17 protein-coding genes are annotated in these 22,990 nt (G+C 63.5%); 7 read left to right on the top strand and 10 right to left on the bottom strand.

Features of this window, described 5'->3' with window-relative positions; translation table 11 throughout:
• Positions 1–969 carry a carbohydrate ABC transporter permease gene (locus N7568_RS07710; RefSeq protein ID WP_261609303.1) on the bottom strand — a complete coding sequence of 323 codons (969 nt, stop codon included), beginning with the start codon at positions 967–969 and terminating at the stop codon, positions 1–3.
• A complete protein-coding gene (locus N7568_RS07705; RefSeq protein WP_261609302.1) occupies positions 953–1,996 on the bottom strand; it encodes an ABC transporter permease in 1,044 nt (347 codons plus the stop codon). The genes N7568_RS07710 and N7568_RS07705 overlap by 17 nt, the downstream gene beginning before the upstream one ends.
• Positions 1,997–2,252: 256 nt before the next feature.
• Between N7568_RS07705 and N7568_RS07700 the strand changes: the two genes are divergently transcribed.
• The 3 genes from N7568_RS07700 to N7568_RS07690 all read left to right on the top strand — a co-directional run bounded on the left by N7568_RS07700 (position 2,253) and on the right by N7568_RS07690 (position 6,925).
• Positions 2,253–3,278 carry a hydroxyacid dehydrogenase gene (locus N7568_RS07700; protein ID WP_261609301.1) on the top strand — a complete coding sequence of 342 codons (1,026 nt, stop codon included), beginning with the start codon at positions 2,253–2,255 and terminating at the stop codon, positions 3,276–3,278.
• The gene (locus N7568_RS07695) at positions 3,278–4,372 is read left to right on the top strand and encodes a LacI family DNA-binding transcriptional regulator (RefSeq protein WP_261609300.1); all 1,095 of its coding nucleotides are present in this window, start codon (positions 3,278–3,280) and stop codon (positions 4,370–4,372) included. Before N7568_RS07700 ends, N7568_RS07695 begins: the two co-directional genes overlap by 1 nt.
• Positions 4,373–4,504: 132 nt before the next feature.
• Positions 4,505–6,925, top strand: a complete 2,421-nt coding sequence (locus N7568_RS07690; RefSeq protein WP_261609299.1) for a polysaccharide lyase 8 family protein — start codon at positions 4,505–4,507, stop codon at positions 6,923–6,925.
• 89 nt (positions 6,926–7,014) lie between these two features.
• Here N7568_RS07690 and gabT read toward each other — a convergent pair whose 3' ends face one another.
• Both gabT and N7568_RS07680 read right to left on the bottom strand, forming a co-directional pair.
• Positions 7,015–8,370: a 4-aminobutyrate--2-oxoglutarate transaminase gene (gene gabT, locus N7568_RS07685; RefSeq protein ID WP_261609298.1), complete on the bottom strand. Its 1,356-nt coding sequence runs from the start codon at positions 8,368–8,370 to the stop codon at positions 7,015–7,017.
• Positions 8,371–8,400: 30 nt separating this feature from the next.
• Positions 8,401–9,831 (bottom strand): gamma-aminobutyraldehyde dehydrogenase, encoded by a 1,431-nt coding sequence (locus tag N7568_RS07680; protein WP_261609297.1) that lies wholly within the window; start codon positions 9,829–9,831, stop codon positions 8,401–8,403.
• A 144-nt stretch (positions 9,832–9,975) separates the two neighbouring features.
• Here N7568_RS07680 and N7568_RS07675 point away from each other — a divergent pair, with 144 nt between their 5' ends.
• The 3 genes from N7568_RS07675 to N7568_RS07665 all read left to right on the top strand — a co-directional run bounded on the left by N7568_RS07675 (position 9,976) and on the right by N7568_RS07665 (position 13,460).
• Positions 9,976–11,418 carry a PucR family transcriptional regulator gene (locus N7568_RS07675; protein ID WP_261609296.1) on the top strand — a complete coding sequence of 481 codons (1,443 nt, stop codon included), beginning with the start codon at positions 9,976–9,978 and terminating at the stop codon, positions 11,416–11,418.
• 78 nt (positions 11,419–11,496) lie between these two features.
• On the top strand, positions 11,497–12,783 hold the full coding sequence (locus N7568_RS07670; protein ID WP_261609295.1) for an MFS transporter: 1,287 nt from the start codon (positions 11,497–11,499) through the stop codon (positions 12,781–12,783).
• Complete coding sequence (locus tag N7568_RS07665; RefSeq protein ID WP_261609294.1) at positions 12,780–13,460, top strand: FadR/GntR family transcriptional regulator; 681 nt, start codon at positions 12,780–12,782, stop codon at positions 13,458–13,460. The genes N7568_RS07670 and N7568_RS07665 overlap by 4 nt, the downstream gene beginning before the upstream one ends.
• Positions 13,461–13,470: 10 nt before the next feature.
• Here the strand turns inward: N7568_RS07665 and N7568_RS07660 are convergent, their stop codons facing one another.
• The 6 genes from N7568_RS07660 to N7568_RS07635 form a co-directional block, all read right to left on the bottom strand.
• Positions 13,471–14,835, bottom strand: a complete 1,365-nt coding sequence (locus N7568_RS07660; RefSeq protein ID WP_261609293.1) for an MBL fold metallo-hydrolase — start codon at positions 14,833–14,835, stop codon at positions 13,471–13,473.
• Positions 14,836–14,940: 105 nt separating this feature from the next.
• Positions 14,941–16,407: an FAD-dependent oxidoreductase gene (locus N7568_RS07655; protein WP_261609292.1), complete on the bottom strand. Its 1,467-nt coding sequence runs from the start codon at positions 16,405–16,407 to the stop codon at positions 14,941–14,943.
• A 20-nt stretch (positions 16,408–16,427) separates the two neighbouring features.
• Positions 16,428–17,705 (bottom strand): uroporphyrinogen-III C-methyltransferase, encoded by a 1,278-nt coding sequence (gene cobA / locus N7568_RS07650; protein WP_261609291.1) that lies wholly within the window; start codon positions 17,703–17,705, stop codon positions 16,428–16,430.
• A gap of 90 nt (positions 17,706–17,795) precedes the next feature.
• Entirely contained in the window at positions 17,796–18,605 is an 810-nt protein-coding gene (locus N7568_RS07645) for a DNA alkylation repair protein (RefSeq protein ID WP_261609290.1), read from the bottom strand.
• Between the two features lie 15 nt (positions 18,606–18,620).
• Positions 18,621–19,532 carry a glutaminase gene (locus tag N7568_RS07640; RefSeq protein ID WP_261609289.1) on the bottom strand — a complete coding sequence of 304 codons (912 nt, stop codon included), beginning with the start codon at positions 19,530–19,532 and terminating at the stop codon, positions 18,621–18,623.
• A gap of 5 nt (positions 19,533–19,537) precedes the next feature.
• Positions 19,538–21,154: a PucR family transcriptional regulator gene (locus tag N7568_RS07635; protein WP_261609288.1), complete on the bottom strand. Its 1,617-nt coding sequence runs from the start codon at positions 21,152–21,154 to the stop codon at positions 19,538–19,540.
• 339 nt (positions 21,155–21,493) lie between these two features.
• Between N7568_RS07635 and N7568_RS07630 the strand changes: the two genes are divergently transcribed.
• Positions 21,494–22,972, top strand: a complete 1,479-nt coding sequence (locus tag N7568_RS07630) for an amino acid permease (RefSeq protein WP_439898968.1) — start codon at positions 21,494–21,496, stop codon at positions 22,970–22,972.
• Positions 22,973–22,990 lie beyond the last annotated feature (18 nt).

The raw sequence follows: 22,990 nt of genomic DNA, 5'->3' as shown, positions 1-22,990 counted from the left end.
CTAGCCTTTGATGGCGCCGGTGAGGACGCCCTTGGTGAAGTACCGCTGCAGGAACGGGAAAACGATCACAATGGGGATCAGCGAAATCACGACGACGGCCATCTGGATCGCTTGGGACGGCACCGCGATCTCGGCTACTGCGGAGTCACCCATGGGTTGGCCGAGGAGAACGTATTGGCGAAGGATCATGGACAGCGGCCACTTGTCGTCGTTCAGGTAGAGCATGGCGTTGAAGAACGCGTTCCAGTAGCCCACTGCGTAGAAAAGTCCGACGACGGCCAACACACCGCGTGAGAGTGGCAGCACCATCTGGACCAGGATGCGGAAGTCGCCCGCACCGTCGATCTTCGCGGCTTCGAACAGTTCCTGTGGGAGGTTCATGAAGAAGGACCGCACCACTACCAGGTTGAAGGCGCTCATCAGCGTGGGAAGGACCAAGGCCGCGTAGCTGTCCAGCAATCCGAGTTCCTTGACCATGAGGAAGCTGGGAATGATGCCCGGGCTGAACAGCATGGTGAACAGCGCCGTCATGAGGAAGAAGCGGCCGCCCACGAGGTCCCGGCGGGTCAGTCCGTACGCCATGGCCACCGTGACCACCAGGGACAGGGCCGTGCCCACGGTGGTGATCACCAGGGACCGGATCAGCGCATCAGTGACAACGCCACCGGCGAAGATGGTCTGGTACGCGGCGAACGTGGGCTCCTTGGGGAAGAGCACCAGACCGTTGTTGTTGGCGATCTCGCTCTGGCTGGAAAGGCTCGTGGCCAGCACTGCCAGCAGCGGATACAGCGCCAGGAAGCAGATCACCACCAATGCGATGGCCTTGGAAACCTGCATGGCGGGTTTCGGCTTTTCCATCCAGATGGGCCGGGTGTCCTTTGTTTTCGGGCGGTTCCTTGGGCTGTTCTTCGGACCGTTCTTGGGGCGGCGGCCGAGGCCAGCCACCATCGTGCTACTTGGATTTGCCATTGGAATAGACACCTTCCTGTCCAAAGAAATGCGCGAGCTTGTTGGCGCCGAGGACCAGGATCAGGCCGACGATCCCCTTGACGAGCCCGACAGCGGCCGCTGGCCCCCACTGCCCGTCCTGGATGCCATGGAAGTAGACATATGTATCCAGCACTTCGCCGGCACCGGGACCCACGTTGTCCCGTTGCAGGACGATCTGTTCGAAACCGACGGACAGGATGCTGCCGAGGTTGAGGATGAGCAGCAGGACGATCACCGGCATGATTCCCGGGAGCGTGATGTGCCAGAGCCGGTGCCGGGCGTTTGCCCCATCCACGGCGGCGGCCTCGTACAGTTCCTGGTCCACGTTCATGAGCGCTGCCAGGAAGATGATGGTGCCCCATCCTGCGTCCTTCCAGATGGACTGGATGGTGACCAGGAATGGGAAGAACTCGGGAGTGGTCATGGCGTCGAAGCGCGGAAGGCCGAGGCTCTCCAGCAGGTGCGGAACTGCCCCGGTGGCTCCGAGGACTTCGGAGAAGACGGCCACGATGATCACCCAGCCGATGAAGTGCGGCAGGTAGACCACGCTCTGTACAAATTTCCGGATCTTGTTGGACACGATGCTGTTGAGCAGCAGGGCCAGGCAGATGGGAACCGGGAAGAAGAGGGCCAGTTGAAGACCAGTGATCACCAGAGTATTGCGAAGGGCCTCCCAGAAAGCGCCGTCCTGGAACATGGCCGCGAAGTTGTCCAGGCCAACCCAGACGCTGTCCACGAAGCCGAGGTAGGGCTTGTAGTCGAGGAATGCGATCACGTTTCCGGCGAGAGGCACGTAGTGGAACACCACGAAGTACAGGAAGCCCGGGGCGATCAGGAGCAACATCACTTTGTCGCGTCGGATCCGGGCCATGAGGCTCTTCTTGCGGGCCTGCCGTGCGGCAGGTTCCGCCGGTGGGCGACCACGACGGCGGCCTTCCGCCACCGGCGCCAGCCCGGCGGCGTCGGGGGTCGCCTGGGGCGTGAGTGTCTGGCTGTTGCTGCTCATGTATTTCCTCTGTCTGCGCCGTCAGGGCGGATGTGGAGTGGCCCGGCGCCTGGGGAGCGCTCAGTGGCTAGAAATAGTAAGCGTTTACTATGGAGAAGAAGCTACCCAGTTCCATAGTGTGATGTCAATAACATGCACAGAACCATACATTCATTGAAACTTGCGGGATTGACAGGATTTCGAACGCCAGCCTAGTCTGACTGCAAATAGCAAGCGCTTTCTATGAACTTTCATCAACGAACCGGACGGAACCGCAGTGACCACCAACCTCCAGCACGCCGGCACCATTCAGGCTGCGTTCGTGATGGGCCGCAACAACCTGCCCACACTGTTCAGCTCCGAAGACCTCGCCCGGCTCCATGGAATGGTCACCCTCCTGGACCCGGAGCCCATTCCGGACTTCTCCGCCCCGGGCGCCTTGGAGCTACTTGCGGGCGCGGAGCTGCTGATCACAGGGTGGGGTGCACCCACCATCGACGCCTTTGTGTTGGACCGGCTGCCGAGGCTGCGCTGCATCGTCCATGCCGCGGGTACCGTCAAGACGTTCCTGTCCCCAGAGGTCTATGCACGCGGAATCAAAGTGTCATCGTCTGCTGCAGCCAACGCCGTGCCGGTGGCGGAGTTTACGTTTGCCGCGATTGTCATGGGCCTCAAGCGGGCCCGGCGGTTCAGTGAACAACTACGCGCCACAGGAGCCTCGCGCAATGCTTACGGTTTCCCCACCATCGGAACCAACGGCGTCACCATAGGCCTTGTCGGTGCCTCTCGAGTGGGCCGCCTGGTGATCGGTCTGCTCAAGAACCTGGACGCAAGGGTGCTGGTCTACGATCCCTACCTCACCGCCGTCGAGGCTTCAGCGCTGGGCGTGGAAACCGTCGGGCTGGACCAGCTCTGTGCGCTGTCCGACGTCGTCAGCGTCCATGCCCCCGACATCGCAGAAACCCGGGGCATCATCGGGGCCCGGCAGCTTGCCCTCATGAAGGACGGAACGCTGGTCATCAACACCGCCCGAGGTGCCCTCATCGATGCCGCAGCCCTCACGGCCGAACTCGTTTCCGGACGGCTCGACGCGTATCTTGACGTCACAGACCCCGAGCCGCTCCCTGCCGGATCGGTGCTGCATACACTGCCCAATGTTGTACTGACGCCCCATATCGCGGGGGCCATGGGCAACGAAATCCACCGACTGGGCAGCCACGCGGTCATGGAAATCCGGCGATTGAGTGAGGGCTTGCCCTTGGCTTATCCGGTATTGGCCGCGGATCTTGCGAGAATCGCCTAGTGACTGAGAAAAGCTCCCCCACAGATCCACTCCATGCCCGCGGCGGCAGCGGCGCCACCATTGCCGATGTCGCGCAGGCGGCAGGCGTGTCAGTGGCCACCGTTTCCAGGGCCCTGAGCGGCAACTACCCGGTGGCCAAAGCCACGCGTGAACGCATTTTCCGATCCGTGACCGACCTCGGGTATGTGGCAAATGCGCATGCCCGTGCCCTTGCCGGCGCTACCACGCGCACCGTGGGAATCATCATCAACGACGTCGCCGACCCCTTCTTCGCTTACATCGCCCGCGGCGTTGAACGGCAGGCGAGCGCCGAAGGGCGCATGTGCCTTATCACCGCCACTCACGGCGACAAGGATCGTGAACTCGCGCTGGTGGACCTCATGCGCGAGCAACGCACCGATGCCGTGATCCTGGTGGGCGGCGCTTCGGACGACCCCCGGTACCGAAAGCAAATGGCCGACCGGGCCCGTGCGCTTGCTGCGGCCGGGTCCACCCTGGTCCTCTGCGGCAGGCCGTCCCTGGGAACGGGAGTGCCCACCAAGATGGTCACCTACGACAACGAAGGAGGCGCCTTCGCGATTACCGACTACCTCATCTCCCAAGGGCACCGCAGGATCCTTTACGTCGGAGGCCCGCGCGATTTTTCAACAACGGCGTCCCGTCTGGCCGGCTTCTACCGCGCTTTGGACGCCCGAGGGATTGAACGGGATCCTTCGCTGGTCCACGAGGGCGCATTTGGCCGCGGCTTCGGATACAGCCGCATGCGCGAAATCTTGGACCAGGGCATGGACTTCACGGCAGTTTTCGGTGCCAACGATCTCGTGGCAGCCGGCATCCTCGAGGCGCTCGAGGAGCGCGGCATTCGCGTTCCGCAGGACATCTCCGTGGTTGGTTACGACGACGTCCCGGTGGCCAGCGAACTGCGGCCCCGCCTCACCACGGTTCGGGTTCCGCTCGAAGAACTGGGGCGCGAGGCTGTCCGTTTGGCCCTGTCCCAGTCACCGCACGACGCCGGCGCCTCCTCGGACAACACCCTCACCGTCGGCACGCACATAGTCATCCGGGACTCGGTTTCGCCTCCCAAAAAGCCCTGAGCAGTTTTGTTCATGTCTGTTGAGGTGACCGGGAACCGGACATAAAGTTGCGGAAACTTTCGCAACCAAGTCCACCCCATCACGCCTGGAACAGTTTTGAACGGAGCAGTTTTGAACGTCAATGGACCCACAGTGAACCGCAGGACCCTCTTCCGTACCGCCGGCGCAGCCGCCCTCGCAGGAGCTCTGCTCTCCCACGCCGGGCCGTCTTTTGCGGCCTCCGACGCCGGCCTGCTGGAACTGATCGATCGACGGCGGCTTGTCCTCACCGGCAGCCGGAGTGCAGCGGGTGTCCCCGAACTCGCATCGCAGCTTGAAGGCATGGGCAAGACCACCGAAAAGTGCTGGACTTCCATGGACAAAGCCCCTGGTAGGACATCGTTGTGGAGTGACATTCCGCTGACCGGCATCGGCCAGGCCGCGGCCGCCACCGGCAACATGGGCCTGCACTTCAACCGGCTTTACGACATGGCGCTCGGATACGCCGTTCCAGGGACCCCCTATGCCGGAAATCCGGAGCTGGCCGCTGACATTGTGGGTGGACTCAAGCTGCTGAATGACACCGCATACAAGCCGACCATCAAGGCGGCGGGCAACTGGTGGTTCTGGGAGATCGGCGTCCCCCGAAAGACCGTGGACATCCTGACACTCCTTCACGCTGAAGTCCCCGAAGCCTTGCGGACCTCTTTGTTGGCAGCCGTCCGGTGGTTCGCTCCCAACCCGAATTGGCGAGGCCGTGCTACATCCCTGGCGGAGACCGGCGCCAACCGCGTGGACAAGTCACTGGCCTGCTGCATGCGGGGCATCCTGGACAACAAGCCCGACGAGATCGCCCTGGGCAGGGACGCTTTGAGTGACACCGTCCGCGGTGGGATCAACAGCGTGTTCACCTATGTGACCAGTGGCGACGGCTTCTACTCCGACGGCTCCTATGTCCAGCACTCCTATTTGCCCTATGCGGGAACCTACGGCGTGGTGGCCCTGGCCGGCATTGCCGAGATCATCGCGATGCTGGGTGGAAGCACGTGGGCAGTGAACGACCCCAAGCGGTCCGTCCTCCTTGACGCCATCGAGGACACCTACGCGCCGTTCGTCTGGGACGGCCGGATCATGGACACCGTTCGCGGCCGGGCCGTCTCCCGCCAGCGCGAACCCGACTACGTCAGCGGCTTTGGACTGATCTCGGCTGTCCTGCTGCTGGCGCCCGGCTGCGATGAGCCTTATCGGTCAAGGTTCCTCGCATTGGCCAAGGGTTGGTTGGAGCGCTGTGCGGACCAGAAACTCGTGGGGCACCCAACGCAGAGCCTGGCCAAGTCACTGCTGTCCCTGGGTGTCCTGTCCGATTCCGCCGTGGTGGCTGCGCCGGCACCGGTCTACAGCAGGATGTTCGCCGACCAGGACCGGCTGGTCCACCATCGGCCGCAGTGGGGGTGCACGGTCAATCTGTCCTCCAAGCGCATTGGCCGCTACGAGTGGGGCAACAGCGAAAACAACCTGGGCTGGTACCAAGGCGACGGCATGACCTTCCTTTACACACGGCAGGACCCGTCCCAGTTCAGCGCCGACTTTTGGCCGACCGTTGACCCTTATGCCCTTCCCGGGACCACGGTCAACGATCAAGCACGGGCGAGCGGCGCTGGCGGGGCAGGGACCGGCATCCCCCGCGCCTTCCAGGCCTTCGCCGGTGGCCTGACCGTGGACGGGCGTTGGGGTGTCATCGGCATGGACCACCTGAACCACAACAAGACCCTGTCCGGCCGCAAGTCGTGGTTCTTCGTGGACGACGCTGTGGTCTGCCTCGGCTCAGCCATCACCGGCACTGGTGGATCGGCTGTGCAGACGACCATCGAGAACAGGTCCTTCGCTGCCGGTTCCGTGCCCGCTGTTCGCACCGATTCCCGGAATCGTCGTATGGCACCCGGTGACGCACCCGTGGTTTTGCAACGGTCCTTGCACCTTGAAGGCCACGCGGGCTATGTCTTCCTTGATGCCCCCGGCGTATCCGGGGCTCCTGAAGTTGCGGTGGTCCGCCGGACAGGCAGTTGGTTCGACATCAATTCAGGAGCGGACACCGGCGGTACCGCGGATCCCGTCACCCGGGACTACGTGAGCATTACGCACCGCCACGGCAAGGACCCCGTGAGTTCCGGCTATGCCTATATGGTCCTGCCGGCGGCTGGCCATTCCACCACGTTCTCCCAGTCCGCCAACCCCGATGTGAAGGTCCTGGCCAACTCTGCGGAGGTCCAAATGGTGGAGGTGGCCAAGGACAAGCTGGTTATGGCCAACTTCTTCGCGGCCGGAGCTGGCGGGAGCTACTCGGCTTCAGGGCCGTGTACCTTGGCGGCGCACCAGACCGGGGACAAGCTCACCCTCTCCGTAGCTGACCCGTCACGGACACAGGCTGCTGTGAGGATCACGCTCGCCGGGTCCGATTGGAGCACGCTTATGGATTCCGAGCCCGGTGTGGTCTTGGTCAGCGCCAACCCGCTGGTGATCGAGGTCCAGCTCGACGGGCATGGCCACCAGAAGAACCTGACGCTGGGCACCTAGGCACGTTCCGCCGTCGTTAAATCCGCCGTTGTTAAACACAAAAGGAGGGCCGGGATTCCCGGCCCTCCTCCTGCTTGAAACGGTGTGAGTTACGCGTGGGCCTTGATGGCAGCAGCGAGGACCTCGAGGCCGTCGATCAGCAGTTCGTCGCTGATGACCAGCGGCGGGAGCAAGCGGATGACGTTGCCGTAGGTGCCACAGGTCAGGATGATGACGCCTTCCTTGAGGCAAGCGGCTGCAACGGCCTTGGTGAGCTCGGCGTTCGGTTCCTTGGAGCCGGACTGAACGAGTTCGATAGCCAGCATGGCGCCACGGCCACGGATGTCGCCAACCACGGAAACTTCTTCAGCCAGTTCGCGGAGCTTGCCCAAGGCGAGCTCTTCGATGTGGCGTGCGCGGCCGTTGAGGTCGTGCTGCTCCATGGTGTCGATGGCTGCCAGTGCTGCTGCACAAGCAACCGGGTTGCCACCGTAAGTGCCGCCGAGGCCGCCCGGGTGGACGGCGTCGAGCAGGTCGGCGCGGCCGGTGATCGCGGACAGCGGGAGGCCGCCGGCGATGCCCTTGGCCATGGTGATGATGTCCGGAACAACACCTTCGTGGTCAACGGCGAACCACTCGCCCGTGCGGCAGAAGCCGGACTGGACCTCGTCAGCGATGAAGACGATGCCCTTTTCCTTGGCCCAAGCGGACAGCGCCGGAAGGAAGCCCTCTGCGGGGACAATGAAGCCGCCCTCGCCCTGGATGGGTTCGATGATGATGGCGGCAACCTGGTCGCCACCGATCTGCTTCTCGATCATGGTGATGGCGCGCTTGGCGGCCTCGGCACCGGTGATCTCCGGGTTCTCTTCACGGAACGGGTAGCTCATGGGCATGCGGTAGACCTCGGGCGCGAACGGGCCGAAGTTGGTCTTGTACGGCATGGCCTTGGCGGTGAGTGCCATGGTCAGGTTGGTGCGGCCGTGGTAGGCGTGGTCGAAAGCTACGACGGCGTCGCGGCCGGTGGCCAGGCGTGCAACCTTGACAGCGTTCTCAACGGCTTCAGCACCGGAGTTGAACAACACGGTGCGCTTGGCGTGGTCGCCAGGGGTGAGGCGGTTGAGCTGCTCGGCAACTGCAACGTAGCCCTCGTACGGAGTCACCATGAAGCAGGTGTGCGTGAAGTGCGCGGCAGCTTCCTGGACAGCGGCGACGACGGCGGGGTCGGACGCGCCGACGCTGGTCACGGCGATGCCGGAGCCGAGGTCGATGAAGGAGTTGCCGTCGACGTCGCGGATGATGCCGCCGTCGGCGTCTTCAACGTAGACGGGGACGCCCGAGGCGACGCCGGCTGCGACGACGGCGGCGCGGCGCTCAGCCAGTGCCTGCGACTTGGGGCCGGGGAAGGCGCCGTTGATGTTGCGCTTCTGCTCGATGCGGTACGAGAGTTCGTTCGCGGTAGTAGTCATGGGGTGGTTGCCTTTCTGGGAACAGGGGAACTAAGCGTCAAGTGCTGACATCACGTGCTTGATGCGCGTGTAGTCCTCGACGCCGTACATGGAGAGGTCCTTGCCGTAGCCGGACTGCTTGAAGCCGCCGTGCGGCATCTCTGCCGTCAGGAGGATGTGGGTGTTGATCCAGACCGCACCGAAGTCCAGGTCGCGGCTCATACGCATGGCCGTGCCGTGGTCGGTGGTCCAGACGCTGGACGCCAGGGCGTATTCGACGTCGTTGGCCAGCTCAAGCGCTTCTTCTTCCGTGCTGAACTTCTGCACGGTGATGACCGGACCGAAGGTTTCCTTCTGCACGATGTCATCACTCTGCTTGGCGCCGGAGATGATGGTGGGCTCGAAGAAGAACCCCTTCTCGCCTGCGCGGTGGCCGCCGGTTTCGATCTTGCAGTTCGCCGGAAGGTTCTCCACTACGGAGGTCACAGCATTGAAGTGGTTCACGTTGTTCAGCGGGCCGAAGTAGTTGTCTTCGTCATTCTGGGAACCGGTCTGCAGGGTCTTGGTGTGCTCCACCATGGCTGCCACAACGTCATCGTGGACCGAGTCTTCGATCAGCACGCGGGTGATCGCCGTGCAGTCCTGGCCGGCGTTGAAGAAGGCGAACTCGGCGATGGCCGCCGCGCTCTTCTTGATGTCGGCGTCCTTGAAGACGATGGCCGGAGCCTTGCCGCCAAGTTCCAGGTGTGCACGCTTGAGGCCCTTGGCTGCGCCGCTGGCGACGGCGATGCCTGCGCGGACGGAGCCCGTGATGGACACCAGGCCGGGGACCTTGTGGTCAACCATCATTGCGCCGGTTTCGCCGGTGCCGAGGACAACGTTGAGGACGCCGGCCGGGAAGATCCCACCAGCAAGGCGCGCCAGCACCAAGGTTGATTCCGGAGTGGTGTCCGAAGGCTTGAGAACGATGGTGTTGCCGGCGGCCAGGGCGGGGCCGATCTTCCAGATGGCCATGAGGAACGGGTAGTTCCACGGCGCAACCTGGGCTACGACGCCGATCGGTTCGCGACGTACGTAGGAGGTGTGGCCCTCGAAGTATTCGCCTGCGGACTTGCCTTCCATGATGCGTGCAGCACCGGCGAAGAAGCGGAGCTGGTCGGCGCCTGCGGCCACTTCCTCGGAAGCGATGAGCGAGCGGACCTGGCCGGTGTTGCGGTGCTGGGCTTCGACGAGTTCGTCGCTGTTGGCCTCAACGGCGTCGGCAAGCTTGAGGAGCATCAGCTGGCGCTGGCCCGGGGTGGCCTTCTTCCACGACTTGAAAGCCTCGTTGGCCGCGGTCATGGCTGCGTCCACGTCGGCCTGCACCGAAATGGGCGACTTGGCAACGATTTCCCCGGTGGCGGGGTTCACGATGTCCAGGAGACCCGTACCTGCCGGTGTGACGAATTCGCCATTGATGAAGTTCTGCAAGGTTTGAACCACGGCGTGCAACCCTCTTTCGGTGTCTGAGCATGGATTTAGCTGATCAGAGCCTATGCCAGGGAGGGAGTGCAAGGAATAGTCAGCTGCACACAGACGAGGCCCCGCCTTAGTGCGCTTGACCAGCGTCGGGTTACGCTTTTAACCATGGCAATGTCCCTCGCTTCACTCGTCGCTGTCCCCTCCCTGAAACTCCGCCAGGCCGGCCTTGCGGAAACCACGTTGAACCAGGACATCAGCTGGGTTGCGGTGACGGAGCTTGAAGACCCGCAACGTTTCCTGAGCGGCGGAGAATTGGTCCTCACCACGGGCTTGCGCCTCAAGAGCGCTGCCGATCAGCGCCGCTTCGTCCGCCAAGCCCAGCGCGCCGGAGCCGTGGGCATCGGCTTCGGCATCGGCCTTACCCACGAGTCCGTGCCGGATGCCCTCATCGCGGAGGCCAACCGCTGGGGACTGCCACTGGTGGAAGTGCCCTACGAGATCCCGTTTATCGCGATCGGAAAGCTCGTGGCCGAGTCGCACTCCGCGGACCATTACTCCAATCTGGAAAGGCTCCTTGCCGGGCACCAGATCCTGGCCCGCTCACTCCTCACTGGTGGTGGCCTAAACGAACTCCTCAAACAACTGGGCAGCATGCTCCGCACTGACGTGGTGCTGACCCAGTTCAGCGCCCAGCTCTACAACAGTGTGGCCGGGAAGCCGGCCCCGACGGCGGATGGCTGGGCGTCGTATCCGATTCCCACCGGCCGCAGGGACGCCTGCACGCTCTGGCTCCGGCAGCCGTTCGTGGACTCCGGAATTGTCAGTTACGCGCAAAACCTCATCAGCGTTGAACTCAACAACATGGTCAAGCAGCGTCAGTCCCAGCGGGCCATGGCCGGTCAGGTGCTGGACGACGTCATTCACGGCACCCTGGAAACCATTGAGGCCGCCCGCCGTTTGGCAGGCGTCGGCATCAACAGCACCCGGAAGAACGTGGTGCTCATTGCGGAATCCGCGGCACACCATAAGCAACTGGTCAGCATTTCGCTGCCCCAAGCGCTGGAAGCCGGCGTCAGCGCCGTCGTCGGAAAGGACCTGGTCACCGTAGTCAGCGACGACGGCAGTTCGGCCACGGCTTTGGCCAAGAGCCTCAGTGACCACCTGCAGGAGGCCGGCATCCACGCCGTGATCGGGATCGGCGGCGCCTACACGAAGCCGAACGGCCTGCGCTGGAGCTACTTTGAAGCGCGCGACGCCGTGGCGCACGGCTTGCCGGTGAACGAGCCGGAACGCCTGAGCCTGACGTCCCTGCTGCTCGCCAGCGAGGACGTTCCCCTGGCGGATATGGCCAGCGAGTCACTGACGCCTCTCCGGAAGTTCGACGCCGCCCACGGGGCCGAGTTGGTGGCCACCCTGGAAAGCTACTTGAACCACAACGGGTCAGTTGCCGCCGTCGCCGAAGCCCTGACCCTGCATCGCAATACCGTGCGATACCGTCTGGCGCAGATCACCGAACTGACCGGCTACGACCCTTCGCAGACGCAGGACCGGGTGCAGCTCTGGCTGGCGTTGGCGGTACAGCGGCTGGGTTCACGCAACCCCCGCTAGGCGTCCCCATCCGCGCACAGCCGGAGAGGTTCGCCACAAAACTCTAGACATTAGACGTCAAACGTCTAACCTTTAGATATGGCCGCGACGACTCCTCTTACCCCCAGCACCGGAAACATCCCTACGATTCCCACCGCCCAGGCTGCTCCTGCCCTTTCGGTCAACGCAGCCGTCCCGAAGACCCGCGTCGTCGCCGTCGTCGGCATTATTGCCGTTGTACTTATCGGCCTGAACCTGCGGGCGGGCATCACCAGCGCCGCTGCCCTGTTCCACGAACTGCAACAGGTGCTGGGCTACGGCGCTTTGGTGGCGTCCATCCTGCCGTCCATCCCCCTGCTGTGCTTTGCTGTCGCAGGCATGGGAACGTCGTGGTTGACCCGTCGCGTGGGTGTCGAGAAAGCCATTGCCATAGCCCTGGCGCTGCTGGCCGGCGGCTTGTTGGTGCGTGGCGTTCCGGTGACGGGCGCCCTCCTCGGTGGCACCGTCCTGGCCATGTCCGGACTGGCAGTATGCAACGTGGCCATGCCCTCATTCATCCGCGAGCACTACTCCGAGCGCACCTCAATGATGACCGGCCTTTACACGTTCACCATGTCCGGCGGCGCCACCTTCGCCGCAGTCGTCAGCGTTCCCTTGGCGCAGGAACTCGGCTCACCCTCCATGGGTCTGGCTGCCTGGGGAATGCTGGGTGTCGCGGCCCTCCTCGGCTTCCTGCCGATAGTCCTGCACACCCACCGGAACTCCACCAAGACTGATCGGCCGCGGGTCTCCATGTGGCCGCTGCTGCGCACCCGGCTGGGCATTCTGATCACCGCGATCTTTACGTTCCAGGCCTTCCTCGCCTACGCCGTGATGAGCTGGTTCGCGTACATCCTCACGTCGCAGGGCCTCAGTGCTTCCGAAAGCGGCTTGCAGTTCGGCGTGATGCAGTTGGTCTCCGTGGCCGCCGGCATGATCCTGCTCGCCTTCGGCTCCCGGCCCGGCATGCTCCGCCCCGCCCTTTACCTCGCCAGCAGCTCCACCCTCCTTGCCATCGCCGCCATGGTCTGGCTGCCGACGTCGTTGGCGGTAGTTCCCGCCGTCCTGTTCGGATTCGGCTTGGGCATCTTCCCGCTGGTTCTGGTGATCATCAGCCGCAGCGGGCGGTCGACGGCGGAAACCACCGCGCTTTCCACCATCGCCCAATCGCTGGGATACTTGATTGCGGCCATTGGCCCCTTTGGCATGGGCCTGCTCCACAGCGCTACCGGCGGCTGGGTGCTGCCCCTGAGCCTGCTGTCCATCGTGGCTGTGGCGCTCATGGTTACCTGCCACCTGCTCACCAGCAAGCGCACAGCCACAAAGACCGGACCGAGGACAGCATGACCCTTACTCCTTCGCATCGCCCGGCCTTGGCCGAGGAGATCACCGCCAAGCTGCGGGACATGATCAAGTCCGGTGAATGGCCGCTTCAGGAACGCATTCCCGCTGAGCCGGAACTCATGTCCAGCCTCGGCGTTTCGCGGGGCACCCTGCGCGAAGCCATTAAGGCGCTGGCGCACTCGGGCATGCTGGAGGTACGACGCGGCGACGGCACGTATGTCCGGGCCAACAGCGAGATGTCCGGCGCAGCCCAACGCATGTACCTGGAGCACACGCAGGAACACATTGTGGAAGTCCGGCTGGGCCTGGATACGCAGGCAGCACGCCTGGCCACCAAGCACGCAACGGCGGAGGACCTGGCGGAGATGCGCCGGCTCCTTGCCCTCCGACATGACGCCTGGCAGGCCGAGGACTACCCCACGTGGGCCGGCGCCGACTGGGAGTTCCATGAACGCGTTGCCTTGGCTTCCGGCAATCCGCTGCTGCACCAGCTGTATGTTTCGTTCGGTGGCGTCTTCCACAACGACCTCCTCCGGCAGCAGCGCAAGGGCGGCTTCAACGGCATCCCCCGTGAAGGCCATGACGAACTGGTGGACGCGATTGAGGCCCAGGATCCCGACGCCGCCATCCGCAGCGTGTACAGGAACCTGGACTACTGTTCGGACCAGGGCCCGCGGTAGTTTCTCCTCTCTACGGCTCCGTTTCGATGCCGGCCCCTGCAGCGTCCTTGAACCTGGCGTTGATGAGCACCACATCACGCCCGGCCCGGTCCAGCAAGCTGGCGGCAACACTTGCCCGGTAGCCCGTGGCACAGTGCACCCAAATCCTCGCATCCGGCAGCTCCGTGATCCTGCCGGGGAGCTCATACACGGGCACGTTCAGCGCACCCACAACGTGCGCGGCCCCGAATTCCTCCCGGCGACGAACATCCAGCACCACGTCCTCCGGCTCCCGGTTTTTGAGGAGCGCTGTCCAGTCCCCATGCGGGTAGCTCGCACGTGGAGACTCCGGTGCCCAGTCACCAGGTTGAGGCCCGACGGCGGCATCCGGACTGTCGATGCCGATCCTCGCCAGGTCTCGGATCGCCTTTTTCACCTCGCCCACGGGGCCCAGCAATGTGAGTGGCTGTTTCCATGGGATCACCCAGCCGAGGTAGCTGGTGAAATTATCGCCCTTCCCGTACTCGAAGCTCACACTTCCGTGCAGGTGGCTGTCCGCGAAGGCCACGCGATGACGCAGATCCACCACCCATTCCCCAGCTGTGAGACGCCGGTCCAGCTCCTCCGGATCAACGGAGTCCGGCACGTCCAAGACCGCAGGGCCAACGCCGGCCGCATTCAGCGGACTCATATGGGCGTAATACGCCGGGTAAGCCGTGATGTTGGCCAACAACTCTGAAACAAAGTGGTCCTCGTTGGGATCCGTCAGGGCGTGGTTGGACCCGGATTGCTCGCCGATCGTTGAAGCTTCCTGGTGGCTCGCTGGGCCGCTGGAACAGAACGATCCAAAACCGTGGGTCGGGTAGAGCTCCGCTTCAGGATCCGCTGAATCCACCAAACGACGGACTGACGAGTACTGATCGTGGGCCAACTTGGCGGTGTCATGGGGCGAGACCAGGTCCGTCCGTCCAACCGAACCGTAGAGCAAGCTGCCCCCGGAAAACACGGCCTCAGGGCCGCCGTCGTGCGCGTCCTCCCGGACCACGTACGAAAGGTGCGTGTGCGTATGACCTGGCGTGGCCACGACTTTTACCAAAAGGCGGCCAACGCGGAGAACCTGGCCGTCCCTGACGGGGACGCGCGCGAATGCGACCACATCCGAGGCATTGACCCAGTACTCGGCGCCATGCGTGGCCGCAAGGGCTAGCCCGCCGGTGACGTAGTCGTTGTGGAGGTGGGTTTCCGCGACGTGCGTGATCCGGACGCCGGCTTCAAGGGCAGCAGCTTCAACACGATCGATGTCCCGTTGGGGATCGATCACCAACGCCACGGCGCCGTCGTGCACCAAGTAGCTGCGGTCCCCCAGCTGGGGCGTTTCAATGACGACGACGTCCATGACTCAGGGTAACGCTGGGGGTAAAGCTCCAGGGCTAACCACCCAGGATTAAAGCAAGGCGGGGCCACTCCAATGAGCAACCCCGCCTGCCGTGAAACGGAAGAACTAGACCTGTGCGGCCACGCCATCACGGGAGATGTTGACCATGTCCTCGCGCGGCACAACCTTGATGCGCTCGCGCTTGACCTCAACACCGTGGGAGGTTCCGGCCTCAGTGGCTGCTGCGCCGAGTGCGAGCTCGTGGGCGTCCAGTGCCAGCCAACCTTCCCAGCTGGTGAACTTCACGCCGCGGGCGTCAAGGAGTTCCACCACTGCGTCAGCTCCGGGAACCTCGGCCAGCGGCAGGTTTTCGCGGTCTTCCAGCAGGTACGTGACGGTTTCCAGAGCGTCGCCCTTGGTGTGGCCGATGAGGCCAACCGGACCACGCTTGATCCAGCCCGTTGCGTAGAGACCCGGCACGTGCTGGCCGTCGGCGTCCAGGACGCGACCGCCGTCGTTGGTGACGACGCCCTTCTTGTGGTCGAACTCGACGTCCGGCAGGGCCGAACCGAAGTAGCCGATGGCGCGGTAGACGGCCTGGACCGGGTAGTCGATGAACTCGCCGGTGCCGCGGGCGTTGCCCGTGCCATCCAGTTCGGTGCGCTCGAACTTGATGCCCGCAACCTTGCCCGGGGTTTCGGCGGAGTCCACGATCTCCACCGGGCTGTGCAGGAAGTGCAGGTGCAGGCGACGGGAAGCCTTGAGCTCGGAGAGGTCCTCAGGCTGCTCGGCAATCCAGTTGGTGAGCGTGCCAACCATGGTCTTGATCTGGTTGTTCGTCTGGACCTGGCGGTCGGACTCTTCGTCGAATTCGAAGTCCTCGGCGTAGAGGATGATGTCCACGTCCTTGGAGTGCGAGAGTTCGCGCAATTCCAACGGGGTGAACTTCACCTGTGCGGGGCCACGGCGGCCGAAGACGTGCACGTCCGTGACCGGCGAGCTCTTGAGGCCGGCGTAAACGTTGTCCGGGATTTCGGTGACCAGCAGGTCATCGGCGTGCTTGGAGAGGACGCGGGCCACGTCCAGGGCCACGTTGCCGTTGCCGAGGACAGCGATCTCGGTGGCCTCCAGCGGCCATTCACGGGAGACGTCCGGGTGGCCGTCGAACCAGGAGACGAAGTCGGCGCCGCCGAAGGAACCCTCGAGTTCGATGCCCGGGATGTTCAGGTCCGCGTCCTTGATGGCGCCGGTGGCGAAGATGATGGCGTCGTAGTGCTTGCGGAGGTCCTCGATGGAGATGTCCGTGCCGTAGTCCACGTTGCCGAAGAAGCGGATGTCGCCGCGGTCCAGCACCTTGTGCAGCGCGTTCACGATGCCCTTGATGCGGGGGTGGTCCGGAGCAACACCGTAACGGATGAGGCCGTAGGGAGCCGGGTAACGATCAAAGAGGTCGATGCTGACGGTGAGCTCGCCGCTCTTGACGGCCTCGCTCTTTGTCAGGATGTCCGCTGCGTACACGCCTGCCGGGCCGGAGCCGATGACGGCGACGCGAAGTGGACGGTCCGCAGAACCTACGGGGGTGCTAATTGACACGGCTGTGTTCCTTCTTCTTCTCAGTTACTGCGGACGCGGGGACGATTGGGGGTAATAGTGCTGTAGTCAGCGGTCTTGAAATGTTGCGGTGCAAACGGGCTGACACGGACCACATCGCCGATCACAATGACTGCCGGGTTGGCCACGCCGACGGCTTCCGCCTGGTCCGCGATGGTACCCAGAGTGCCGATGGTGACGCGCTGTTCCGGCAAATACCCGTTCTCTACGATACCTACTGGTGTGTCCAAAGGCAGACCCGAGCCTGCCAGCTCAGCCGCGGAATCACGCAACTGCGCCACTCCCATGAGCAACACCACAGTGTGATCGGGGCGTGCGGGGACCTCGGACAACTCTTCGTGTCCGGTCACCACGCTGAAGCCCTTGGCCAGGCCACGGTGCGTCACCGGGATGCCAGCTGCGGCGGGAACCGAGATTGCCGACGTCACGCCGGACACCACTTCAACCTCGACGCCGTTCTGCCGGCAGAACTCTGCTTCCTCGCCTCCGCGGCCCAGGACGTAGGGGTCGCCGCCTTTGAGGCGGACCACCCGGTTGCCCTTCAGTGCTTCGTCCACCAGGATGCGGTTGATCTCCAGCTGCGGAACCGGGTGGTGGCCGGGCGTCTTGCCGACCTTGATCACGCGGACATCCGGGGCAAGCTCTTTGAGCAGCTCCCGCGGGCCAAGACGGTCCGCAACCACGACGTCGGCCTGGCCCAGCAGGCGCCTGCCGCGGACCGTGATGAGACCCGAGTCACCAGGACCACCACCGACGAGGGCTACGGAGCCGGCGGGCGTCTTACCGGCGGCGTCCGGCTTGCGGTGCCGGCGGAGCGGAAGGTCACCGGTTTCCAGGGCGGTGGCAACGGCGTTGCGGAGGGCCATGGCTCGGCGCGGGTCTCCCCCGGCATTGATGGCGATCTTGACGTCGTCCACCACGGCCACGGCGGGTGTCCACGCGGCCGATGCTTCATGGTCCGAGGCGTTGACGCACCAGATGCGCTGCGCTTCGGCGTCGGCCGCTACCTGGGTGTCCACGGCGGATGCGCCAGTGGCGGTCTGAACGAACCAGACGCCGTCGAGGTCTGACGTTCGGTACTCCCGCGGCTCCCAGGTGAGGAGTCCGGATGCGGCGAGTTCGCGAAGGTTCCCGGTGGCAACGGGAGCGACGACGGTGACTTTGGCCCCGGCGTCGAACAGCCCCTTGGCGCGGCGCTCCGCGACGGGTCCGCCGCCCACAACCAGCACCGGTCGGCCGAGCAGCCGCAGCGCGGTGGGGTAAATGTCCTGTATTGCCATGAAAAAACTGTAGGGCGGCTCCGTAACATGCTTCAAAGGCTCGGAAACACCCGGTAACGCTGGGTAATCCGGCGTCACATATCTCCGCGGTCAGCCCGGAGAAACCCTGTCTTTAAGCGTCAGGTAGTGGGCCCGCTGCTCTTTGCCAAGATGCTCGATGGCGTAACGAAGGGTGGTTCTGGGCATGGTGGCGGCGTGCTCGTCCAGGAACGCCAGCAGGCGTTCGCGGCTGCTGCGCCCTGCGTCGCGGACCCAGCCGCCCACTGCTTTGTGGATCAGGTCCTCTTTGTCGCCGAGCAGGATTTCGGCGATGGCAAAGGTGTCATCCAATTGGCCTTCACGGATAAATGCCGACGTCGCCACGATGGACGTCCGGCGCTCCCACATGTCTTCCGAACGGGCCAGTTCATAGAGGGGGTCCCGTGGCTTATCCATGAGCCAGCCACCCACTACCCTGCCGGCTCCGAGGTCCACCAGGTCCCAGTTGTTGATGCGGTCATGCCGCCGCAGGTACAGCTCGTAAAGCGTGTGGCGTCGCTCTTCCGTGGTTTTCTTCTTCTGGGCTTGGAGCGACATGATCTTCACGGCACCTGCGCGTGCCTCGTGGATGTCTTCCTCCAGCAGCTGCTCTATCTCGTCCAGCGGCATGACCGCGAACTCTTTGGCAAGCGTGAATACCTCACCCATGCGCACGCCCATGAAGAAGTCGCCCTCGGCATAGTCACCTTGGCCGGTCTTGAAGTACCGCTGGTATTTGGCTTGCTCGACATCCGACTGGCGGATTTTCAAGCGCTCCAAGAACGCGACGGCGGTGGGCTCGGTTCCCGGCGCCGGCGCGGCAGGCTTGCGGTCTTTGGGGGCCTTCCCGCCCTTGGGCCCTCTTCCGTCCTTGGGGGTCATCCCTCCATCATGCGCCTAAAACACCGACCAGCCAGTACGTGTGGTGAATTCGTCCAGCGCTGCGACACCCGCCACCGAATTCCCGGACCTTCCCAGACCAGGGCTCCACACGCTGATGGAGCACTTGTTCGGAACTACCGCCACGATGCCGCCGCCCACACCGCTCTTGCCCGGAAGACCCACGCGGTACGCGAATTCGCCCGCGGCGTCATACGTTCCACACGTGAGCATGACGGCGTTGATCCTCTTGGTCTGCGCCGGTGAGAGCAACAGCGTCCCGTCTGCACCCAGGCCGTTGGAGGCAAGGAAGCGGGTTGCGAGCGCCAGGTCTTCGCACGTCATGGCCAATGCGCATTGCTTCGCATAGGAGTCCAGGACGTCGTCCACCGGGTTTTCCAGGTTGCCGCAGCTTGCCAGGAAGTGGGCCAAAGAAGCATTGCGGTGGCTGTTGGCCAATTCCGAACCGGCAACGTGGTGATCGGTATCGATGCTGTCCTTGGTGGTCTCCTGGCGCATCAAGTCCCGCACGGCGTGGGCGGCGTTTCCTGTCAGGCTTAAGAGCCGGTCTGTCACAACTATTGCGCCGGCGTTGATGAATGGATTCCGGGGAATGCCGTCTTCGCTTTCCAACTGGACCAACGAATTGAACGGGTTGCCGGAGGGCTCCCGGAACACCCGCTTCCAAATACTGTCTCCATCGAAGGCCAGCACCAAGGCAAGCGCAAAGACCTTGGAGATGCTTTGGATGGAAAAGTCCACGTGGGCGTCTCCGGCCGAGAACACTTCGCCGTCACGGGTGGAGACGGATATGCCGAATTGTTGGGCATCCACGGCTCCCAGTTGGGGGATGTAGTCAGCTACGTTGCCTTGGCCGACATGCGGCTGCACGGCCCCGACGATGTCGTCGAGGAGATTCTGGATATCCATGGTTCCTAGCCCTTGGTCCCTGCGTAGGTCCAGAGCCTGATCTGGAGGTGTGCCAGCAGGCGTTCATCCGCTGATTGCAGATCCAGCCCAGCCACTTCGCAGGCGCGGCGGAGCCTGTAATGAACAGTGTTGCGGTGGACGGCCAATTCCTCGGCGCACCGGTTCACGTCGCCAAAGAACTCCAGGTAAGTCAGGAGGGTCAGTGCGAATTCCGGGTAGCGGCCGCACAGCCGGGTGATTCCTGCATGACGCAGGGTGGTCCGGGATTCCAGCAACTCCAGCAGCTCCCTGGTGAGGACCGTTGTTTCCACGTCGCTGTACGAGGCCACGCGAACGTCCGGTGTTGCTTCCATGACTTTGAGGACGCTGCGCACGTGATCAAGGGTGGCGTGCAAGGCGTCCAGGCGCGGAACGATGGGACCAACTGCTGCCTGCACCTGGAAGTGAAGGTGGGTGGTGGCATCACGAACAATGGTGTTGACCAGGCGGTTGATGGCGGGGACTGATTTCAGCGGGTCCACATCGGGCAGGATGATGGCCGTTTCCATCCCCAACGCCCCCACTACGGCGCCAGGCCGGTACGCTGCCGCGTGGATTGATGCCACTTTGGAGAGCTCTCCCCTGCGGAGCTGAAGCCCCGCCGCGCTCTGGCTGAGCCCGCCCGCCGAGATCAGGACCAAAGCCGCTGGCTTCGAAGGGTCGATGCCTGCCGATTGGGCCTGCGAATGGACCTGTGCCGTGCCACTGAGCAGGCTGGACACCCGGTCCTCGCGCATCGACTGGGACTGCTCATTGCGGTGGCGTACCAACTCGATGGCCGCGTGCCGGGCCGCACCCACCATGATGCGGTCCGTGTTGGCCGCCAAGGGTTCAGCACCTTCCTGCAACCAGATGTATCCCATGACCCGGCTACCCGCGTGGATGCCGATCGCCACGCGTTCACGAAGACCCGCATCAAGGTTGGCTTCCACATGGACAGGCGCTTCAGTGGCCTGCAGGTGCTTGTAGACCCCTGATTCCTTCAGGAGTTTTTGGTACTTTTCAGGACCACGCCTCGCCAGGATGGACAGCCGGCGGAGCTCGTCAACGTCATTGGATGCCGGGGAGTAGGCAAGGACCCGGTTGCCCGGATCTTCGATCACCACGTGCCCGTTGGTCAGTGTGGCCGTAGTTTGGGCGATCGCGAACAGATCGCGGTGAACTGACGTGGGGGTCTCCCCTGGCACATCGTTCTCACGGACCCGGTCCAGCGCTATGCTCTCGAACTTATCCCAGCGGAGCCCCGGGGCAACAGCCACCAGTCCAATGCCGGTCGGTTGGAGCAACTCGGCCGCGGATTCCAACTCGGGCTCGCTGCCCTTGACCGCAACTGCTGTGGGACGCCCCGCCATGATGCGGCGGAGTGCAGGGAGCGCCGCACGCCCGCGAACGCCGATCAACATGACCAGGGCGCCTGGGCGGATCTCGTCGTCGTCTTCAGCATCAACAATGACAGTTTCGCGGACGGTTCTGTTGTCCTCTGCCGGGGCCAGCAGCAACCGGGCGTTGCCGACACCCAGGTCTTCCAGGACATCGCTCAATAAGGTGACGACTCCGTCGTCGTCAATTTCCAGGGCTTTCAACGAAGCTATCGCTTCCTCTCCACATCAGTTTCTTCAGCAGTACGCTTCCTCGCCATTGAGGGCGCCGCCGGTACATGTGCGCAGGCACGCACAGCGAGAAACATTACCGGCCCTTCAGAACAGCAGTGTTGTCCCCCCGGCACAAGAGCCGGGCCCTGAATTTGGTTCGCCAGCCAATTTGTTGGCGACGGCAGCGACCTAGAGTTGGTGACTGTCCCACACACCACAAAGACTGACTGCAGCGCGGCCATTTTCAGGCGCAACTGCGAGGCAGTCAGCCCCACGTTGTGGAGTATTGAGCCACCTGAGGTGGCAACGGAGTCAAAGGAGACCCCCGAAGTGATACCCACCCCTGCGTCCACACAAACCCTTCCTTCCCCAACTGACCTGGCTGCCAGTCCGCCGTCGAACGCTTTCGCCCAAGAGGAAGCCGGCTACCGCAAGACCCTCAAGCCCCGGCAGATCCAGATGATAGCCATCGGCGGCGCAATCGGCACCGGGTTGTTCATGGGCGCCGGAGGCCGCTTGAACGGATCCGGACCAGCGCTGGTCCTGGTCTATGCCGTCTGCGGATTCTTCGCGTTCCTGATCCTCCGCGCACTGGGCGAATTGGTGCTGTACCGCCCCACGTCGGGCTCTTTTGTTTCTTATGCCCGCGAGTTTTACGGCGAGAAAATGGCCTACACCGCCGGCTGGCTCTACTTCCTGAACTGGGCCATGACCTCCATTGTGGACGTCACCGCCGTAGCCCTGTATGTGAAGTTCTGGGGCCAATATTGGGCACCCATCAACGACATCCCGCAGTGGTTGATCGCGTTGATCGCTTTGGTAGTGGTGCTCTCCCTGAACCTGGTGTCCGTGAAGATCTTTGGCGAGATGGAGTTTTGGTTTGCCATGATCAAGGTAGGCGCCTTGGTGACGTTCCTCGTGGTGGGAATCTGCTTCATTGTTTTCGGCGGCCGAACGGATGTTGGCGTTCCGGGCTTCAACGTCATCGCTGAGAACGGTGGCATGTTCCCCATGGGCTCCGTGGCGCCGCTCCTGGCGATCAGCGGTGTGGTGTTTGCCTACGCTGCGGTGGAACTGGTGGGCACCGCGGCCGGCGAAACGGCCGAACCCCACAAAGTGATGCCAAAAGCGGTAAACACCGTAGTAATCCGCATCGGGGTCTTCTACGTGGGCTCCGTCCTGCTGCTCTCGCTCCTGCTTCCCTTCACGTCCTACAAGGCCGGCGAATCCCCGTTTGTTACCTTCTTCTCGCACCTCGGCGATCCGCAGGCCGGAGCCATCTCTGCGTCCGTGATGAACTTCGTGGTCCTCACCGCCGCGCTCTCGAGCCTCAACGCCGGCCTCTATTCCACCGGTCGTATCCTCCGCTCCATGGCGGTCAATGGCTCGGCTCCGCAATTCACCGGTCGGATCAGTAAGTCCGGGGTGCCCTACGGCGGCATCCTGCTGACAGCGGTCATCACCTTGGTGGGTGTTGGATTGAACGCCATCGTTCCATCCCAGGTCTTCGAAATCGTGCTGGAAGTCTCGGCGGTGGGCATCATCGGCGGCTGGGCCACCATCATGCTCTGCCACATCAAGCTGCAGCGATGGGTGCGCATCGGCAGGGTTGACCGGCCAGCGTTCCGGCTGTTCGGTGCACCCTTGACCTCTTACATCACGCTCGGTTTCCTGGCCTTTGTCCTGGTCACCATGGGGTTCTCGGAAACGGGCCGCTGGGTGCTGGCCTCGCTGCTGGTCCTGGTGCCGCTGCTGATCGCCGGCTGGTACGCGTATCGCGGCCGCATCCGTACAGCCCTGACGTCCTAGACCCCTTTTCAGTTTGAA

This window comes from Paenarthrobacter aurescens (assembly GCF_025421775.1).
Lineage (GTDB): Bacteria > Actinomycetota > Actinomycetes > Actinomycetales > Micrococcaceae > Arthrobacter > Arthrobacter aurescens_B.
The sequence above is the reverse complement of the archived record's forward strand: the minus strand, read 5'-3'. Positions and strand labels throughout refer to the sequence as shown.

Excerpts from the sequence above, each read along its gene's own strand:
- N7568_RS07710 (WP_261609303.1), bottom strand. The coding sequence starts at position 969 with ATGGCAAATCCAAGTAGCACGATGGTGGCTGGCCTCGGCCGCCGCCCC.
- N7568_RS07660 (WP_261609293.1), bottom strand. The coding sequence starts at position 14,835 with ATGGACGTCGTCGTCATTGAAACGCCCCAGCTGGGGGACCGCAGCTAC.
- N7568_RS07675 (WP_261609296.1), top strand. The coding sequence starts at position 9,976 with ATGGCAATGTCCCTCGCTTCACTCGTCGCTGTCCCCTCCCTGAAACTC.
- gabT (WP_261609298.1), bottom strand. The coding sequence starts at position 8,370 with ATGACTACTACCGCGAACGAACTCTCGTACCGCATCGAGCAGAAGCGC.
- N7568_RS07640 (WP_261609289.1), bottom strand. The coding sequence starts at position 19,532 with ATGGATATCCAGAATCTCCTCGACGACATCGTCGGGGCCGTGCAGCCG.
- N7568_RS07665 (WP_261609294.1), top strand. The coding sequence starts at position 12,780 with ATGACCCTTACTCCTTCGCATCGCCCGGCCTTGGCCGAGGAGATCACC.
- N7568_RS07705 (WP_261609302.1), bottom strand. The coding sequence starts at position 1,996 with ATGAGCAGCAACAGCCAGACACTCACGCCCCAGGCGACCCCCGACGCC.
- N7568_RS07645 (WP_261609290.1), bottom strand. The coding sequence starts at position 18,605 with ATGACCCCCAAGGACGGAAGAGGGCCCAAGGGCGGGAAGGCCCCCAAA.
- cobA (WP_261609291.1), bottom strand. The coding sequence starts at position 17,705 with ATGGCAATACAGGACATTTACCCCACCGCGCTGCGGCTGCTCGGCCGA.
- N7568_RS07670 (WP_261609295.1), top strand. The coding sequence starts at position 11,497 with ATGGCCGCGACGACTCCTCTTACCCCCAGCACCGGAAACATCCCTACG.